We start from the raw sequence: 16,130 nt of genomic DNA on the forward strand, positions 1-16,130 counted from the left end.
GGCACGGGTGGCTGTGGCGTTGGTGACAGCACCACCGCGGGGGGTGTCGTGAGCGAACCGGTGGCCGGGCAGGCCGAGCTGGACCGGATGACCAAGGCGGTCGGCCGGGCGATGGTGCGCGCCGCGGGCGCCGGGTGGACCCGGGTGAGCGCGCGGTACCGCTCCGTGGGCAGGCACATCGAGGTGGACCTGCACGTGACCGGGCCGGACGGGGTGCCCCGACCGGTCCGGCCGCCCGCCGAGGTGGTCGACGGCCTCGGCCGGTTGCGCGCCGGGATGTACCGGCCGGGTCGGGGGACCTGGATCGGCGCCGTCTACGACATCGAGCCACCGGGGACGTTCACCTGCGAGTTCGAACCGGACCTGGAGCCGGTGTGGCGCCGGGTGCCGCCGCCGGTCGGCTTCGTCGACGAGCTGCGGACCTTCCCCCGGTCGGAGGAGTTCATCCCGGACTGGTTCCGGGCCCGCGCGGGCATGCCCCCGGCGGTCACCCCGGAGACCCAGGCGGCGGGCACACCGCCGCACGGGATCCCGGTCCCGCAGCCCGCGCCGGGTAGGCACGCCGCTCCGCCACCGCCGTGGGAGAACCCGCCGCCCTCAGGTGGACCGGGCAGGCACGCCGCGGGGCCTGGTCGGCCGCCGCTCGGTGGACCGCCCGGGTTCGGTCCACCCGCTGGCCCGCGGCAGCCCTGATCGGCGGTATTTGGCCTGGTCAGAACCCCTGTTGCGGGCTCGATCAGTTTGGCCCCAACGGCCGATTTCCGCGTTGCCCGCGGTGGTTACGGTCGATCCATGAAGAAGCCTCTGGTGATCGCCGTCACAGCCGTGGCGGCGCTGGGCCTCGCCGCACCCCCGGCGAGCGCCGTCACCACCGCGAACGTGTGGTGCGAGACGGCCTACACCTACTACACCTGCACGGTCGGCCACGACGCGACCGCGCCCTACACGATCCGCTGGGCCGTCAACGGCTCCCCGGCACCGTCCTTCGACAACGCCGAGAACACCCCGCTGACCCGCTGCAACGTCCGAGTCGTGCTCACCATCGACGTCACGGTGACCGACGCGACCGGCTCCAGGTCGGCCTCGACCCGGTCGCGCTGCAGCTCGGGGCCGTGGCCGTGAGCCGCGCGCGCAAGACCCTGCGCGGGCTGGCTGTCCTCGCTGCCGCAGTGGCCCTAACCGTTCCCGCGCCGGGTACCGCGACGGCGTGGACGAACTCGCTGACCTGCGACAGCGGCGGCTACAACCACGCAGGCGGCTTCCAGTGCTGGGCCTACGCCACCGGCGCGTTCCCGCTGCAGAGCGTGAACTGGATGATCAACGATTGGTACTACCCGGCGTTCGACGGGCAGCTGTTCCCGCCGCTGTTCACCTGCGCCCCGGGAACCGCCTACTTCTACATCGTCATCGTCGACGCCAATGGCGCCGTTCAGGTCATCGACGAACCGGAGATCTGCCGCACCGGGGAGTGGAACTGATGGGCAGACCAATGCGGGCACTCGCCGCGGCGGTGGCGGTGGCGGGCATGGCTGTTCCAGGCGCGGGCACTGCGGGCGCGTGGACGAACTCGCTGAGCTGCGACAGCGGCGGCTACAACAACACGGGCGGCTTCCAGTGCTGGGCCTACGCCACCGGCGTCCGCCCGCTGCAGAACGTCAACTGGTGGATCAACGGCGCGCGGGACCACCGGTTCGACGGGCAACTGTTCCCCGACCTGTTCGAGTGCAGCCCGGGGACGGTGCGCTTCTTCATCATCATCGTTGACGCCAATGGCGCCGTTCAGGTCATCGACGAGCCGGAGATCTGCCGGACTGGGGAGTGGAACTGATGAGCAACCGCGTTCGTGTCCTGGTCACCGCGGTGGCGGCGCTGGGTCTGATGGCCCCGGCGACCGCCGCCACCGCGACACCGGACTACCTGGTCTGCGACAGCGGCGGCAGCAAGTTCCAGTGCGTCGCCTACCCCAGCGGGCCCCGCCCGCTGCAGAGCGTCCAGTGGACCGTCAACGGCAACTACCGGCCGTCTCTCAACGGCATCACCCACACCCCGGTGTTCGGGTGCTCGCCGGGGTCGACCCAGTTCGTGATCACGATCGTGGACGCGAACGGGGTCACCCAGGTGATCGACGACTACGACTTCTGCCGAACGGGTCCGTGGACTTAGCGTTCGAGCAGGGCAACGCACTCCACGTGGTGGGTCATCGGGAACGTGTCGAAGGCCCTTAGCGCGGTGAGCGTGTAGCCGTGGTCGGCGAAGGTGGCCACATCGCGCGCCAGGGCGGCGGGATCGCAGGCGACGTAGACGACGCGGGCTGGCTCGCGGGCGGCTATGGCCTCGACGACCGGCTTTCCCGCCCCCTTGCGCGGTGGGTCCAGCACCACGACGTCCGGGGCGGGGAGGTCGCCGTCGGCCAGGACGTCCTCGACCTTGCCCGCGAAGATCCGGACCTGCGGCAGGTCCGCCAGGTTCTCGGCACCGTCTTCAGCCGCCCGGCGCGACGACTCGACGGCAACCACCGCTCCGCCCTCGCCCACCTGACCGGCCAGGACCGCGGCGAACAGGCCGACACCCGCGTAGAGGTCCCAGGCCGCCTGACCGGCCACCAACCCGGTCCAGTCGGCGACGACCTCGGCGAGCACGTCGGCCGCGTCCGGGTGGACCTGCCAGAACCCGTGCGCGTCCAACCGCCACTCGCGGCGCGCGGCCTGCTCCACCGCGATCGACGAGCCGAGGACCCGGTGCGGGCGCAGCACGGGCTTGCCGCTGCGCAGGCGCCCCTTGTCCGGCAGGAGCTCACTCGCGTGGGTGCGGCCTGTGGCGTCCACGGACACCTCTAGCTCGGCACCCGGGGTCCACTCCTGGGTCGCGAGTACGTCGACGGTGCCCGGGGCGGCGATGACGCAGTCGGCGACCGGTACGACCCGGTGGCTGCGGTGTGCGCGGAACCCGATGTGGCCCGCGCGGTCGACGGCCAGCCTTGTGCGCGTGCGCCAGTGCTCGAGCCCGCCCGCGAGCTCTTCGACCTCAACGTCCCATGTGACATCAGCAAGCCTCTTAAGCTGCTCGGTCACTACGGCCGCCTTGAGCCGCCTCTGTTCGTCCGCGGAGGCGTGCTGCCAGTCGCACCCGCCGCAGCCGCCGGGAGCGGCCAATGGGCACGGTGGCACGACCCGCTCCGGTGACGCTGTCAGCACCTCGACAGCATCCCCTCGGCAGAACGAGCCGCCCTTGTCCTCGGTGATCGCGACGACAACGCGCTCACCCGGCAGCGCGTGCCGGACGAAGACAACCCTGCCTTCGGCTCTCGCGACGCAGTGCCCGCCGTGGGCCACTGCGCCGACCTCGACCTCGAACCGCCGTCCGGTCCAATCCGTCACTTATGTGCGTCCTTGCCGGTAAGACCGCGGCGGATGGCACCAGGAGCGACCAGGTCGCGTTCGGCGACCTTCTCCGACGACGCCAACTGCCACGGCACGCTTGTCACCATCACGCCGGGTTGGAACAGGAGCCTGCCCTTGAGCCGCAACGCGCTCTGGTTGTGCAGGACCTGCTCCCACCACCGGCCGACGACGTATTCGGGGATGAAGACCGTGACCACGTCGCGCGGGTTGTCCGTGCGCACGCGCTTGACGTAGTCGAGCACCGGTTTGGTGATCTCCCGGTACGGGGACTCGATGACCTTGAGCGGCACCGAGAAACCCTCCTTCTCCCACTCGCCCACCAGCTTCTTGGTGTCCACGTCGTCGACGTTGACCGTGATCGCCTCCAGCAGGTCCGGCCGGGTGGCCCTGGCGTAGGCGAGCGCGCGGCGGGTCGGCAGGTGCAGCTTGGACACCAGCACGATCGAGTGGATCCGCGAGGGCAGCACGAAGGCGTTCTCGCCCTCGGCGCGGGCCAGCTCGTCGGCGACCCGGTCGTAGTGGCGGCGGATCCCGGTCATCACCAGGTAGATGCCCGCCATCGCGGCGATCGCGATCCAGGCGCCGAGCAGGAACTTGGTGATCAGCACCACCACCAGCACCGAACCGGTCATCGCCAGGCCGAACGCGTTGATCGCCTGCGAGCGGCGCATCCTGCGCCGCTCGACCGGGTCGCTCTCGCGGGCCAGCTGCCGGTTCCAGTGCCGGATCATGCCGGTCTGGCTCATCGTGAAGGACACGAACACCCCGACGATGTAGAGCTGGATCAGCCGGGTCACCTCGGCGTCGAAGGCGATGACCAGCACGATCGCGAACCCGGCCAGGCCGATGATGCCGTTGGAGAAGGCCAGCCGGTCGCCGCGGGTGTGCAGCTGGCGGGGCAGGTAGCGGTCCTGGGCCAGGATCGAGCCGAGCACCGGGAAGCCGTTGAACGCGGTGTTGGCGGCCAGCACCAGGATCAGCGCGGTCACGATCGTGATGAAGAAGAAGCCGACCGGGAAGCCGTCGAACACCGCGCCCGCGATCTGGGCGACCATCGTCTTCTGCTCGTAGCCCGCCGGGGCGTTGACCAGCTGCGTCGCCGGGTCCTCGGCGATGCGGACCTGGGTCAGCTGGGCCAGCACGATCAGGCCCATCAGCATGACCACCGCGATCAGGCCCATCATCAGCAGCGTGGTGGCCGCGTTCTTCGACTTGGGCTTGCGGAAGGCGGGCACGCCGTTGCTGATGGCCTCCACGCCGGTCAGCGCCGCGCAGCCGGAGGAGAACGCGCGCAGCACCAGGAACACCAGCGCCAGGCCCGCGAGCTCGCCGTGCTCGGCGTTGATCTGCAGGTCGGCGCTCTCGGCGCGCATGTCGTCGCCCAGGATCAACCCGCGGAACAGGCCGAACCCGATCATCAGCACGATGCCGACCATGAACGCGTAGGTCGGGACGGCGAAGGCGGCACCGGACTCGCGGATGCCGCGCAGGTTGATCGCGGTGAGCACCACGATCGCCACCACCGAGAACTCCACCTTGTGGGTGGCCACGAACGGGATCGCCGACCCGATGTTGGCCGCGGCGGAGGCGATGGACACGGCCACGGTGAGCACGTAGTCCACCAGCAGGGCGCTGGCCACCGTCAGCCCGGCCTGCTTGCCCAGGTTGACCGTGGCGACCTCGTAGTCACCGCCGCCGGAGGGGTACGCGCGGACGTTCTGCCGGTAGCTGGCGACCACGGTGAGCATGACGATGACGACCACCACGCCCACCCACGGCGCGAAGGCGTAAGCCGACAGGCCTGCCACCGACAGCATCAGGAAGATCTCTTCTGGCGCGTAGGCCACCGACGACATGGCGTCAGAGGCGAAGACCGGGAGCGCGATGCGCTTGGGCAGCAGCGTGTGCGCCAGCCGGTCACTGCGGAACGGCCGCCCGACCACCAGTCGTTTCGCCGCCGTGGAGAACTTGGACACGGACGCACAGCGTAGGCGGTCACGTCCCCGATCCGGCGCGGCCACCGGTAGGTTCGTCCACGATCGGGCACCATCACCCGAGATGGGGCCGGTCGGCCCCGCCCGCAGCGAGGAGGCGTTTGGCGTGCACGTGGTGATCATGGGCTGCGGCCGCGTCGGGGCCATGATGGCCGCGGCGCTGGAGCGGCTCGACCACAGCGTCGCGGTGATCGACAAGGACGCCCAGGCCTTCCGCAGGCTCGGCTCGGACTTCCACGGCCAGCAGGTGGTGGGCACCGGGTTCGACCGGCAGGTGCTGATCGAGGCGGGCATCGAGCGGGCAGGCGCGTTCGCCGCGGTGTCCAGCGGCGACAACTCCAACATCATCTCCGCCAGGGTGGCCAGGGAGACCTTCGGCGTCGAGCACGTCGTGGCCCGCATCTACGACCCCAAGCGGGCCGAGGTCTACGAGCGGCTGGGCATCCCGACCGTGGCGACCGTGCCGTGGACCACCGACCGGCTGCTGCGCACGCTGCTGCCCGACGGGGTCGCCTCCGCATGGCGCGACCCCACCGGCCGGGTCGCGGTGCTGCAGGTGCCCTACCACGAGGGCTGGATCGGCCGCACCGTGAAGGAGTTCCAGGGCGCCACCGGCTGCCGGGTGGCGTTCGTGATGCGCTTCGGCACCGCGGTGCTGCCGCTGGCCAAGACCGTCATCCAGTCCGACGACCACGTCTACGTCGCCGCCCTCTCCGGCACCCTCAGCGACGTCACAGCGGCAGCCGCCCAGGCACCGGAGGAGAACTGATGCGCGTCGCCATCGCCGGAGCGGGCGCGGTGGGCCGCTCCATCGCCGCGGAGCTGGTGGGCGGTGACCACCAGGTCATGCTCATCGAGCGCGAGGCCGCGCAGTTCGAGCCGCACACCGTCGAGCAGGCCGAGTGGGTGCTGGCCGACGCCTGCGAGCTGGCCTCGCTGGAGGACGCGGGCCTGCAGCTGTGCGACTGCGTCATCGCCGCCACCGGCGACGACAAGGTCAACCTGGTGGTGTCGCTGCTGGCCAAGACGGTGTTCGCGGTCAAGCGGGTGGTGGCCAGGGTCAACGACCCCAGCAACGAGTGGCTGTTCACCGGTGCCTGGGGCGTCGACGTGGCCGTCTCCACGCCCCGGGTCCTGGCCGCGATGGTCGAGGAGGCCGTGAGCGTCGGCGGTCTCGTGCAGCTGCTGACCCTGCGCCAGGGTCAGGCCAACCTGGTGGAGATGACGCTGCCGGACGACACGCCGTGGGCCGGTAAGCCGGTGCGGAACGTGAAGCTGCCCCGCGACGCCGCCCTGGTGACCATCCTGCGGGGTGGCCGGGTGATCGTGCCGCAGCCGGACGACCCCCTGGAAGGCGGCGACGAGCTCCTCTTCGTCGCCTCCGCCAACGTCGAGGGCGAGATCCGCAAGGCCCTAGGGCACTAAACGTAAGAGGGCCCGACCATCCCGGTCGGGCCCTCTTAGGTCCTATTCGCCGCTATATTTCGCGCGCAGCGCGGCCTCTACGGCGTCGTCGTCGACTGTTTCGGCCTCTTCGAGCTCCTTCTGCCGGAGCTGGGCCTTGCGCACCGCCCACACCGTGACGACCAGGGCGATCGCGAACAGCGGGTAGCCCATGGCCAGGCGGGCGAAGGCGAGCCAGCCGGTGAGGTCCTCGTCGTAGAGCCACTTCTGGACGATGAACCGGGCCGCGAAGATCAGCACGAAGGTGGCCGTGGCCAGGTCGTAGGCGAAGACCGACTTCCTGTCCTTGCGCCAGCCCTGCCCGTGCCCGTTCAGCCCGGACCAGATGACGCCGACCAGCGGCCACCGGAACAGGATGGACAGCGCGAACACGCCGCCGTAGACCAGGCTGGTCCAGATCCCGAAGAGGAAGAAGCCCTTCGCGGAGCCGGTCTGGTAGGCGATGAACGCGGCGATGCCGACCCCGAAGAACCCGGAGATCGCGGGCTGCAGCGGCTCCTTGCGGACCACCCGGATGACGGTGATCAGCACGGCGCTGCCCAGCGCGCTCCAGATGCCGACGGTGAGCCCGCCCAGCGCGTTGGCCAGCACGAACACCAGGACCGGCACCGACGAGTAGATCAGGCCGCTGATGCCGCCCATCTGCTCCAGCAGCGTCTGCTCCTGGGGCTCGGGCTGCTGGGGGTCGGTGCCCGACGGGCCTGGCTCGGTGGTCTCGTCACGGCGGTCGGGGTCGCCCGACCCGTTGACATGCGCGGCCGGGTTGGTCATGGCACCGGTTTCGTCAGGGAGCCGTGGTCTGCAGCTCGTAGTACGGGTTGTAGAGCACCTTGCGCCCGTCCCTGACCGCGATCCTGCCCTGGGCCTTGACGGTCCGGCCAGGCTCGATGCCCGGGATACGGCGGCGCCCGAGCCACACTAGTGTCACGCCCTCGGTCCCGTCGAACAGCTCCGCCTCCAGCGTGGCGGCCGCGTCGCGCGGGCACAGCTCCACGGTGCGTAACCTGCCGAAGACCGTGACCTCTTCACCCGACCGGCAGTCACAGGCCCGCCGCGCGCCCTGGGCCTCGGCGTGCGTGGACAGGTCGTCCGCGTCGAGCTGGTCCACGTCGGTCGTGAGCCGCTTGACGAGACGGTGCCAGTAGCCGTCCCCCTTGGTGCCCATAGCGCAGTCTTCTCCCGTGAGGGGGCCGTCCCCGACGACAGCGGCCCATGCCGAATCAGCGTAACCGCGCCGGGTAGGCCCTGGACAAGGATCGAGGCGTGAGTGTGACCGAGCCGCCAACCGCGGTGCTGCTGCCCGGAACCGGGTCCGATGAGGTGTTCGTCCGGTCCGTTTTCGCCGGACCGCTGGCCGCCGTGGGCGTCGCGCTGCGCACCCCCCGCCCGCGACCGGGGAAAGACCTGGTCAAGGCCCACCTGGCGGCGTTGGACGCGACCGAGGGCCCGGTCCTCGTCGGCGGGATCTCGCTAGGCGCCCACCTGGGTGCCCTGTGGGCGGCGGCCAACCCCGACCGGTGCGCGGGCCTACTACTGGCCCTACCCGCCTGGACCGGCGACAGCGCGGGCGCGCCCGCCGCCCTTGCCGCCCGCCACAGCGCCGCTGACGTGCGCTCCAGGGGCCTGGAAGCGGCTTTGAGCACCGCAGTCACAGGCGTCGCGCCGTGGCTGGCCGCGGAACTGACCCGAGCCTGGCGCGGCTACGGCCCGGCTCTCGCCGACTCCCTGGAGGCCGCCGCCGACCACCCGGGACCGGCGCAGGCGGACCTGACCAGCCTCACCGTCCCCGCAGGCGTGGCGAGCTGCACCGACGACCCAATTCACCCGATCGAGACCGCCCAGGCGTGGGCGGAGGCCCTCCCCCGAGCACACCTGGGCACGACGTCCCTGTCCGCCATGAGCACGGACGTCGAGGCCCTTGGCCGGGCCACGGTCCTCGCCTGGCTGCGGGCCCGCTTCGAGCGCTGACCGCCCGAGGCCCGGTCAGACCGGGCCTCTGGGGCGGCTGACACACGCGGCCACGCACCGCCCGGGCGTTGCCAGGCTGTGAGCCCGCCTTGCGCGGTGCCCTGAGGTCGCCGGAGCCCGTGGCTCGCCATTCGGGCTGCTAGGCCGGGATACGGAACGCCGGGTGGCCAGCACGTCCGGCCACTCCGCACCCCGTGTTGAGCAGGCTGCGAGGGCAGCTTCAACGCCCTGCGGCTGGCCCGTCCCGCCCACGCCAGGCGTCCGGGCTGAAGGCCCGCGTCAAGTGGTGAACCCCGGTGGCCGCGCGGCCACCGGGGTTCACCACTCACTGCTCGGGCTGCTGCGAGGCGATGTGTTCGGCGATCGCCTTGGGGAGGTCGATCTGCAGGGGGGTCCGCACCGGCATCGGCTGCGGGCCGCGGACCACCACCGTGTTGCGGACCAGCTCGCGCAGCGCCTCCGCGCTCGTGTCGGCCAGTTCCGGGGGACCCGCCACGACGCCGCGGAGCATCCAGCGGGGGCCGTCGACGCCGACGAAGCGGAGGGTCATCTCGCCGAGGGAGGCGCTCAGTTCCTGGCCCCAGTCACCGGCGTGGCTGCGGACCGTGGCGCCGTCGCCGCGCAGTTGTTCGGCCAGTTCGCCGCACACCTCCCGCCACAGCCCGCCGGAGCGGGGGGCGGCGTAGGCGTTGAGGGTGACCTGGCCGACCGGGGTGAGCACGTGCACCGCGCGCACCGAGCCGGAGGGGTCCATCTCGACCTGCAGCTGGGCGCCGTCGGGCACCGGGATGCGCACCGACCCCAGGTCCAGCCTGGGGAAGTCGTCGTCAGCGGCGTCGGCCTCGTCGTAGGGGCCGTCCGGTGCGTCGACCGGGACCGGTAGGTCGTCGTCATCGCCGGTGATGGCGCCGACCTCGATGTCCTCGTCGCGCCCGCGTCTGCCGCGCCCGAACAGTGCCACTACTCCTCCGTCGCGTTTCCCGACCCCGCCGAACCGGTGAGCACCACGTGCCCCCCGGTCGACCCGTACCCGCCGTCACCGCGCTCGGACCCGCCGAGCTCGGCCACCTCGCGGAACACCGCGTGCTCGACCCGCTGGAGCACCAGCTGCGCGATCCGGTCGCCCCGGCGCAGCGCGATGGTCTCGCGCGGGTCGTGGTTGATCAAACAGACTTTGATCTCGCCGCGGTAGCCCGCGTCGATGGTGCCCGGCGTGTTGACCACGCTCAGCCCCAGCCGGGCGGCCAGGCCGGAGCGCGGGTGCACGAACCCGGCGTACCCGTCCGGGAGCGCGATCGCGATACCGGTCCCGACGAGCACCCGCTCGCCGGGCGGGATGACCACGTCGGACGTGGTCACCAGATCCGCCCCGGCGTCACCCGGCCTGGCGTAGGCCGGGATGGGGACGCCGGGGTCCAACCGGGTGAGCAGGACCTCCACGCTGGGCACGAGCGGCGAGACTACCCTGGGCCCGTGACCGACACCTCAGGCACGGCCGCGCGGGCGCGCGCCACCTACCGCGAGCGCCTGTACGTGACCTGGTACTGGTGGCCGCTGCCGCTGGTCGCGGCCGGGCTGCTGGCCGCGGAGATCCACATGGGGTACCCCGGGGTGCGGGCGTGGCTGCCGTACGTGGTGATCCTGCCGCTGACGCTGCTGCTGGTCCTGCGCGCGGGCGCGACCAGGGTCGCGGTGGTCGACGGGGAGCTGTGGGTGGCCGACGCGCACCTGCCGCTGGAGTTCGCGGGCGAGGTCGAGGTGTTCGGCGCCGACCCCGGCCAGTGGGGCGGGCAGGCCGCGGCCAAGCGCAAGGTGCTCGGCCCGAACCTGGACCCGGCCGCGTTCCTGCTGCACCGCGGCTGGGTGCGCCCGCTGGTGCGCGTCCAGGTGACCGATCCCGACGACCCGACGCCGTACTGGGTGTTCAGCACCCGGCACCCGCACCGGCTCGCCGAGGTCATCGAGAACGCGCGGACCACGGCGGAGCGCGGCTAGAACCGGCTGCGGGTACAGCAACAGCCGGGTGCCCTCGGTTGGGCTACCCGGCTGTTCCCCAGCCCTGGCTCCCCCGGCGTCGCGGCAGGCTCTGCCGGGGGTCGAGCCTCACGCGCAGTCGCGGCAGACGAACACGCCGTTGTTGGCCTCGGCCAACCTGCTGCGGTGGTGCACCAAGAAGCACTTGGAACAGGTGAACTCGTCAGCCTGCTTGGGCACAACGCGCACGGTGAGGTCCTCGCCGGACAGCGCCGAGAGGTCCGCACCGGGCAGTTCGAAGCTCTCCGCGGTGTCGGTCTCGTCGACGTCGACCACCCCGGACTGGTTCTCGTTGCGGCGCGCCTTGAGCTCCTCGAGGGAGTCCTCGGCCAGATCGTCGGCCTCGCTGCGCCGTGGTGCGTCGTAGTCGGTCGCCATCTATTTCACCCCTGCGGTCCTTCAGGATGTGGGTCGTGCCGCTGGACAACGTTCCAGCGCCCCGGTTTGTGCCCGCCACCCGAGTGACGGAGGTCTCGCAGGCCGCGTCAGGTCCGCGGGCCCGTCGGAATCGATTCCGCGGGGTGTCTTCAGCGACTGGAGCGGGCAGAGGGTAGCCCATGGCGCGCCGCGGTGCGCACAGCGTCACCCCCCCTGGGGGTGTCGCCGGAGGTGACGCGGTGCGCCCGGCGTGTCGCGGACCGGGCGAACCGCCTTGCCCAACGCCGTCACGCCGTGGTGCGATGCCCTCGGGTGACGAGGCGCCAGCGGGTGGTGGCGCCCGGTACACCGGCCGCACCGGCGGGTCCGTGCTGCGACCCGCGCCGAAACGAATAGGCTCACAGCGACGACTCACGGCCCAGGTGTGCGACCGGGGTCCGGTGTCCAGGGGGTGGGGGCCATGGGGTCCGTAGGGAGGGTCAGCGCGTGTCGACCGGCGGTCTGAGGACGCAGCGCTACCGCAGGCGGCGGCCACTGCCCGCCGTGGTCCTGATGGCCGTCCTCGGCCTCGTCGCGGGCATCGTGTGGCTCCGCGTCATCCAGACCGACGGCGCCGTCACCACGGCCAAGGCGTGCGACCCGCCACCGGCCACCGTGCCGGTCGAAGGCCAGCCGCAGCCCACCCTGGGCCAGCAGCTGCCCACCGACGCGCTCGACCGCACCGCACCGAGCCCCGCCGCGGGCGGCCTGGTCCGGGTCGTCAACGCCAGCGGCCAGAACCGGTTGGCGGGCGCGGTCACCGAGGCGCTGCGCGACCTGGGATTCACCCAGATCGGCGAACCCGGCAACGACCCGCTCTACCCCAACGGCTCCCTCGGCTGCCGCGCCCAGATCCGCTTCGGCCAACAGGGCATGGGCGTCGCCAGGACGCTGAGCCTGGTCGACCCCTGCGCCGAACTCGTCCGCGACGAACGCCAGGACGCGACGGTGGACCTGGCCCTGGGGAAGAAGTTCGACCACCTGCAGCCGACCCCTGCGGCGCGGCGGGTGTTGGAGGTGCTGGCGGAGTGGGCGCAGACCAACCCGGGCACGGAGGGCGGGCTGCAGAACGACGGGTCCAGCGCGGCGCCGGTGGACCAGTCGCTGGTGGACGCGGCTCGGTCTGAGGGCTGCTGACGCTCAAGCGTCCGGAATTGTCGGGGTGCCTCGATAGGCTTTGTATCGGGGGCTCTTGCGGCGGTTGATCATGCTGGGGCAAGGGACTAGGGCCTCCGCCTTCGGCTTCGGGGAGCGGCTCGCCTGCGGCATTGCACTGGATCCGCGATTTGAGTGCAGGCTCGATGTGGTGGACCTGTTTTGTGCGGGGCCCCTACGACGCCCGTGGCAGGACCGCAAAAGCCGGGGCCGAAAAGCGTGGCCCTGTCCGCGCTGAAACGCTACGGACGCCGCTCCCCCACACAAAACAGGTCCACCCCATCGAGCAGTTGGCACCAGCGACTCCGAGTGTCCAGTGGTCGGGCTGGCGGGGCTGACTCGGCGGGTTGGGTTGGCGGGGCTGACTCGGGTGGGCTGAGTTTGGGTGGGCTGGCTCGGTGGGTTGGGCTGGCACCGGCTGTTCCGAGTGTCCAGTGGTTGGTAGTGCGGCTGGGGCGGGCGGGGCTGGCCGGGGGGCTAGAAGGAACCCATGCCTGCGTCCATGAGGGCCACTCGGAGTGGGGCGGCGATGGTGGGGGTCACGGCGTAGATGGCGTCCACTCCCAGGCCGACGGCTTCGCCGGGCAGTTCGATGTGGGCGCCTGCTTCTGCTGCGATCAGGGCTCCTGCTGCCCAGTCCCAGCGGGATAGGCCGCGTTCGCAATAGGCGTCCACCCAGCCTGCTGCCACCGCGCAGAGGTCTAGGGCCGCTGAGCCGCTGCGGCGGATGTCTCGGACTTTGCCGAGGACTTTGGCTATGGCTGTTGCCTGGGCGCGGCGGCGGGGGGCTGAGTAGGAGAAGCCGGTGGCCAGTAGGGCTACCGAGAGGTCCGCGGGGGTGGAGACGCTGAGGCGGGTGTTGTTGAGCCAGGCTCCTTCGCCTTGGGCTGCCCACCAGGTTCGGCCGGATTCGGGTTCGACGACGGCGCCCGCTACGGACACTCCGTCCACCTGGGCGGCTATCGAGATCGCGTACCAGGGATAGCCGTAGAGGTAGTTCACGGTTCCGTCGATGGGGTCGACGACCCAGGTGATTCCGGGACCGGGGGTGCCGCCCGCTTCCTCGCCCAGTACCGCGTCGCCGGGGCGGAGTTCGGCGAGGCGGTCGCGGATCAGCTCCTCGGCGGCCTTGTCGGCGGCGGTGACCACGTCGGTGCTGGTGGTCTTGGTGTCGACGGCGGTGATGGCGGTGGGGCGGGTGGTGTGGACGAGGTGGGCGGCTTCGGTGGCGATGGACACCGCGATCTCGGCTAGGTCACGCACCCGGCTATCCGACCACATCAGCTGACCGGCGGCTAATGTCTGGGGCCACGGACTGAATCGAGGGAGGACCGGGGATGGGCGCAGCCCGCGGTTTCGGCGTGGACATCGGCGGATCGGGCATCAAGGGGTGCGAGGTCGACCTGGAGGCGGGCGCGCTGGCGGGCGAACGGCTGCGCATCCCCACGCCGTCGCCGTCGAGCCCGGAGGCGGTCGCCGACGTCGTGGCCGAGATCGTGGAGCGGTTCGGGTGGAGCGGGCCGCTGGGGGTGACGCTGCCCGCGGTGGTCAAGCGCGGGGTGGCGCACTCGGCGGCCAACATCGACAAGGCCTGGATCGGGACCGACGCCGCCGCGCTGTTCGCCAAGCGGCTGGGGCGGCCGCAGGGCGATGTCGTGGTCCTCAACGACGCCGATGCGGCCGGGATCGCCGAGATCAACTACGGCAGGACCGACGACCGCGAGGGGGTGGTCGTGCTGCTGACCTTCGGCACCGGGATCGGCAGCGCGCTGTTCCTCGACGGCCAGCTCGTGCCCAACACCGAGTTCGGGCACCTCGAGATCGACGGGCACGACGCCGAGACCAGGGCGGCGGCCTCGGTCAAGGAGGAAGAGGACCTGTCATGGGAGGACTGGGCGCGCCGGGTCAGCCGCTACATCACCGGCCTGGAGAACCTGATCTGGCCCGATCTGATCATCGCGGGTGGCGGGGTCAGCAAGAAGGCCGACAAGTGGCTGCCGCTGCTGGACGTGCGCACCAAGGTGGTGCCCGCGCAGCTGCGCAACGACGCCGGGATCGTGGGCGCCGCGGTGGCCGCGCGCCAGGTCACCGGGGCCTGAACGACCCCGGACGGGTCTGATCCACCCATCGCGACCTTGGCGTTTCCCGGGAACACGCCGTACGTCGCTACAATGGAACACGGCCCACGGCGGAACAAGCCCGAGGGCTCTCCCCCGAACTCCCGGCATCGGCCTGGTCGTACCCAGGCCGCGGCCGTGATGGACTGTTGTGAAAGGGCGTACGTGGCAGCCGCACGAACCGCAACCCGACGCTCCACGGCGTCGGCCAGCGCCGCCAAGACGACCAAGGGCGCCGAGGACGAAGACCTGACCGGCGAGGCGAAGACGACGGCGAAGAAGCCCGCCGCCCGCGCACCGAAGAAGGCCGCCGCGGGCAAGGCCGCGCCGAAGAAGGGCGACGGGCCCGAGGGCGAAGAGCCGGAGGACCTGGAGAACCCCGACCTGTCCGACCTCGAGGAGGTCGAGGTCGAGCCGGTCGAGGAACCGGTCGAGGAGCCCGAGGAGAAGGACCCCAAGGAGTCCAAGGACGGCGACTTCGTCTGGGACGAGGAGGAGTCCGAGGCGCTGCGGCAGGCCCGCAAGGACGCCGAGCTCACCGCCTCCGCCGACTCGGTCCGCGCCTACCTCAAGCAGATCGGCAAGGTCGCCCTGCTCAACGCCGAGGAGGAGGTCGAGCTCGCCAAGCGGATCGAGGCTGGCCTCTACGCCGCGGAGCGGGTGCGCAAGTCCGAGGACGAGAACGAGAAGCTGCAGCCGCAGATGCGCCGCGACCTGCGGTGGATCGTGCGCGACGGTGAGCGGGCCAAGAACCACCTGCTGGAGGCGAACCTGCGCCTGGTGGTGTCACTGGCCAAGCGCTACACCGGCCGCGGCATGGCCTTCCTCGACCTGATCCAGGAGGGGAACCTGGGTCTGATCCGCGCGGTGGAGAAGTTCGACTACACCAAGGGCTACAAGTTCTCCACCTACGCCACGTGGTGGATCCGCCAGGCGATCACCCGCGCGATGGCCGACCAGGCCCGCACCATCCGCATCCCGGTGCACATGGTCGAGGTCATCAACAAGCTGGGTCGCATCCAGCGCGAGCTGCTCCAGGACCTCGGCCGCGAGCCGACCCCGGAGGAGCTGGCCAAGGAGATGGACATCACCCCGGAGAAGGTGCTGGAGATCCAGCAGTACGCCAGGGAACCCATCTCGCTCGACCAGACCATCGGCGACGAGGGCGACAGCCAGCTCGGCGACTTCATCGAGGACTCCGAGGCCGTGGTCGCGGTCGACGCGGTGTCCTTCACGCTGCTGCAGGACCAGCTCCAGTCGGTGCTGGCGACCCTGTCCGAGCGCGAGGCGGGCGTGGTCCGGCTGCGCTTCGGCCTCACCGACGGCCAGCCGCGCACCCTCGACGAGATCGGCCAGGTCTACGGGGTCACCCGCGAGCGGATCCGCCAGATCGAGTCCAAGACCATGTCCAAGCTCCGCCACCCGTCCCGGTCGCAGGTCCTGCGCGACTACCTGGAATAGGCCGAACCACACGGACTCCCCGAGGGGCCGCCAGCACACCGGTGCGGGCGGCCCCTCGGTCTTTCGCGCACTGCGCACGGACCACCACGCGGTGTCGCCGGATCCGCGCAACCGTTCCG

The 16,130-nt window shown here is 71.2% G+C and carries 20 protein-coding genes; 12 read left to right on the forward strand and 8 right to left on the reverse strand.

All coding sequences use genetic code 11. The annotated features are described in order from the left end of the window. Window positions 1-48 precede the first annotated feature (48 nt). From JOD54_RS32320 to JOD54_RS32340, 5 genes are all read left to right on the forward strand, one after another. A complete protein-coding gene (locus JOD54_RS32320; RefSeq protein WP_204455715.1) occupies window positions 49-693 on the forward strand; it encodes a hypothetical protein in 645 nt (214 codons plus the stop codon). Window positions 694-792: 99 nt separating this feature from the next. Further along, a complete protein-coding gene (locus JOD54_RS32325; protein ID WP_204455716.1) occupies window positions 793-1,122 on the forward strand; it encodes a hypothetical protein in 330 nt (109 codons plus the stop codon). Then, a complete protein-coding gene (locus JOD54_RS32330) occupies window positions 1,113-1,478 on the forward strand; it encodes a hypothetical protein (RefSeq protein WP_204455717.1) in 366 nt (121 codons plus the stop codon). The genes JOD54_RS32325 and JOD54_RS32330 overlap by 10 nt, the downstream gene beginning before the upstream one ends. Next, complete coding sequence (locus tag JOD54_RS32335) at window positions 1,478-1,828, forward strand: hypothetical protein (RefSeq protein WP_204455718.1); 351 nt, start codon at window positions 1,478-1,480, stop codon at window positions 1,826-1,828. The genes JOD54_RS32330 and JOD54_RS32335 overlap by 1 nt, the downstream gene beginning before the upstream one ends. Beyond that, window positions 1,828-2,163: a hypothetical protein gene (locus JOD54_RS32340; RefSeq protein ID WP_204455719.1), complete on the forward strand. Its 336-nt coding sequence runs from the start codon at window positions 1,828-1,830 to the stop codon at window positions 2,161-2,163. The genes JOD54_RS32335 and JOD54_RS32340 overlap by 1 nt, the downstream gene beginning before the upstream one ends. On the opposite strand, the gene JOD54_RS32345 is transcribed toward JOD54_RS32340, so the two are convergent. Together JOD54_RS32345 and JOD54_RS32350 are read right to left on the reverse strand one after the other, a co-directional pair. Further along, window positions 2,160-3,377, reverse strand: coding sequence for a class I SAM-dependent RNA methyltransferase (locus JOD54_RS32345; RefSeq protein ID WP_204455720.1), 1,218 nt, complete (start codon window positions 3,375-3,377; stop codon window positions 2,160-2,162). The genes JOD54_RS32340 and JOD54_RS32345 overlap by 4 nt on opposite strands. After that, on the reverse strand, window positions 3,374-5,377 hold the full coding sequence (locus tag JOD54_RS32350; protein WP_204455721.1) for an APC family permease: 2,004 nt from the start codon (window positions 5,375-5,377) through the stop codon (window positions 3,374-3,376). Before JOD54_RS32350 ends, JOD54_RS32345 begins: the two co-directional genes overlap by 4 nt. A 124-nt stretch (window positions 5,378-5,501) precedes the next feature. Between JOD54_RS32350 and JOD54_RS32355 the strand changes: the two genes are divergently transcribed. Together JOD54_RS32355 and JOD54_RS32360 are read left to right on the forward strand one after the other, a co-directional pair. Further along, the gene (locus JOD54_RS32355; RefSeq protein WP_204456935.1) at window positions 5,502-6,164 is read left to right on the forward strand and encodes a potassium channel family protein; all 663 of its coding nucleotides are present in this window, start codon (window positions 5,502-5,504) and stop codon (window positions 6,162-6,164) included. After that, the gene (locus tag JOD54_RS32360) at window positions 6,164-6,820 is read left to right on the forward strand and encodes a potassium channel family protein (RefSeq protein ID WP_204455722.1); all 657 of its coding nucleotides are present in this window, start codon (window positions 6,164-6,166) and stop codon (window positions 6,818-6,820) included. The genes JOD54_RS32355 and JOD54_RS32360 overlap by 1 nt, the downstream gene beginning before the upstream one ends. Before the next feature lie 42 nt (window positions 6,821-6,862). Here JOD54_RS32360 and JOD54_RS32365 read toward each other — a convergent pair whose 3' ends face one another. Both JOD54_RS32365 and JOD54_RS32370 read right to left on the reverse strand, forming a co-directional pair. After that, window positions 6,863-7,630: a DUF3159 domain-containing protein gene (locus JOD54_RS32365; RefSeq protein WP_204455723.1), complete on the reverse strand. Its 768-nt coding sequence runs from the start codon at window positions 7,628-7,630 to the stop codon at window positions 6,863-6,865. A gap of 13 nt (window positions 7,631-7,643) precedes the next feature. Further along, window positions 7,644-8,024 carry an OB-fold nucleic acid binding domain-containing protein gene (locus JOD54_RS32370; protein ID WP_204455724.1) on the reverse strand — a complete coding sequence of 127 codons (381 nt, stop codon included), beginning with the start codon at window positions 8,022-8,024 and terminating at the stop codon, window positions 7,644-7,646. Between the two features lie 98 nt (window positions 8,025-8,122). Here JOD54_RS32370 and JOD54_RS32375 point away from each other — a divergent pair, with 98 nt between their 5' ends. Beyond that, a complete protein-coding gene (locus JOD54_RS32375) occupies window positions 8,123-8,827 on the forward strand; it encodes an alpha/beta fold hydrolase (RefSeq protein ID WP_204455725.1) in 705 nt (234 codons plus the stop codon). A gap of 325 nt (window positions 8,828-9,152) precedes the next feature. Here JOD54_RS32375 and JOD54_RS32380 read toward each other — a convergent pair whose 3' ends face one another. Beyond that, window positions 9,153-9,788: a DUF3710 domain-containing protein gene (locus tag JOD54_RS32380; RefSeq protein ID WP_204455726.1), complete on the reverse strand. Its 636-nt coding sequence runs from the start codon at window positions 9,786-9,788 to the stop codon at window positions 9,153-9,155. Next, window positions 9,788-10,276, reverse strand: coding sequence for a dUTP diphosphatase (dut, locus tag JOD54_RS32385; protein ID WP_204455727.1), 489 nt, complete (start codon window positions 10,274-10,276; stop codon window positions 9,788-9,790). The genes JOD54_RS32380 and dut overlap by 1 nt, the downstream gene beginning before the upstream one ends. 24 nt (window positions 10,277-10,300) lie before the next feature. Between dut and JOD54_RS32390 the strand changes: the two genes are divergently transcribed. Next, the gene (locus JOD54_RS32390; RefSeq protein WP_204455728.1) at window positions 10,301-10,822 is read left to right on the forward strand and encodes a DUF3093 domain-containing protein; all 522 of its coding nucleotides are present in this window, start codon (window positions 10,301-10,303) and stop codon (window positions 10,820-10,822) included. Between the two features lie 108 nt (window positions 10,823-10,930). Here JOD54_RS32390 and JOD54_RS32395 read toward each other — a convergent pair whose 3' ends face one another. Further along, window positions 10,931-11,239: a DUF4193 domain-containing protein gene (locus JOD54_RS32395; protein ID WP_204455729.1), complete on the reverse strand. Its 309-nt coding sequence runs from the start codon at window positions 11,237-11,239 to the stop codon at window positions 10,931-10,933. A gap of 486 nt (window positions 11,240-11,725) precedes the next feature. Here JOD54_RS32395 and cei point away from each other — a divergent pair, with 486 nt between their 5' ends. Then, on the forward strand, window positions 11,726-12,415 hold the full coding sequence (gene cei, locus JOD54_RS32400) for an envelope integrity protein Cei (RefSeq protein WP_307860457.1): 690 nt from the start codon (window positions 11,726-11,728) through the stop codon (window positions 12,413-12,415). A 495-nt stretch (window positions 12,416-12,910) separates the two neighbouring features. Here the strand turns inward: cei and JOD54_RS32405 are convergent, their stop codons facing one another. After that, window positions 12,911-13,714 (reverse strand): inositol monophosphatase family protein, encoded by an 804-nt coding sequence (locus JOD54_RS32405; protein ID WP_204455730.1) that lies wholly within the window; start codon window positions 13,712-13,714, stop codon window positions 12,911-12,913. Window positions 13,715-13,770: 56 nt separating this feature from the next. On the opposite strand from JOD54_RS32405, the gene ppgK reads away from it, so the two are divergent. Together ppgK and JOD54_RS32415 are read left to right on the forward strand one after the other, a co-directional pair. Next, the gene (ppgK, locus tag JOD54_RS32410; RefSeq protein WP_204455731.1) at window positions 13,771-14,532 is read left to right on the forward strand and encodes a polyphosphate--glucose phosphotransferase; all 762 of its coding nucleotides are present in this window, start codon (window positions 13,771-13,773) and stop codon (window positions 14,530-14,532) included. 159 nt (window positions 14,533-14,691) lie between these two features. Then, the gene (locus tag JOD54_RS32415) at window positions 14,692-16,011 is read left to right on the forward strand and encodes an RNA polymerase sigma factor (protein WP_204455732.1); all 1,320 of its coding nucleotides are present in this window, start codon (window positions 14,692-14,694) and stop codon (window positions 16,009-16,011) included. The last annotated feature ends 119 nt before the right edge of the window (window positions 16,012-16,130 follow it).

This window comes from Actinokineospora baliensis (assembly GCF_016907695.1).
Taxonomy (GTDB): domain Bacteria; phylum Actinomycetota; class Actinomycetes; order Mycobacteriales; family Pseudonocardiaceae; genus Actinokineospora; species Actinokineospora baliensis.

What these genes read in the sequence shown, in the direction of transcription:
- ppgK (WP_204455731.1), top strand. Translation starts at nt 13,771, where the DNA reads ATGGGCGCAGCCCGCGGTTTCGGCGTGGACATCGGCGGATCGGGCATC.
- JOD54_RS32360 (WP_204455722.1), top strand. Translation starts at nt 6,164, where the DNA reads ATGCGCGTCGCCATCGCCGGAGCGGGCGCGGTGGGCCGCTCCATCGCC.
- JOD54_RS32405 (WP_204455730.1), bottom strand. Translation starts at nt 13,714, where the DNA reads ATGTGGTCGGATAGCCGGGTGCGTGACCTAGCCGAGATCGCGGTGTCC.
- JOD54_RS32370 (WP_204455724.1), bottom strand. Translation starts at nt 8,024, where the DNA reads ATGGGCACCAAGGGGGACGGCTACTGGCACCGTCTCGTCAAGCGGCTC.
- JOD54_RS32365 (WP_204455723.1), bottom strand. Translation starts at nt 7,630, where the DNA reads ATGACCAACCCGGCCGCGCATGTCAACGGGTCGGGCGACCCCGACCGC.
- JOD54_RS32395 (WP_204455729.1), bottom strand. Translation starts at nt 11,239, where the DNA reads ATGGCGACCGACTACGACGCACCACGGCGCAGCGAGGCCGACGATCTG.
- JOD54_RS32415 (WP_204455732.1), top strand. Translation starts at nt 14,692, where the DNA reads ATGGACTGTTGTGAAAGGGCGTACGTGGCAGCCGCACGAACCGCAACC.
- JOD54_RS32335 (WP_204455718.1), top strand. Translation starts at nt 1,478, where the DNA reads ATGGGCAGACCAATGCGGGCACTCGCCGCGGCGGTGGCGGTGGCGGGC.
- JOD54_RS32340 (WP_204455719.1), top strand. Translation starts at nt 1,828, where the DNA reads ATGAGCAACCGCGTTCGTGTCCTGGTCACCGCGGTGGCGGCGCTGGGT.
- JOD54_RS32325 (WP_204455716.1), top strand. Translation starts at nt 793, where the DNA reads ATGAAGAAGCCTCTGGTGATCGCCGTCACAGCCGTGGCGGCGCTGGGC.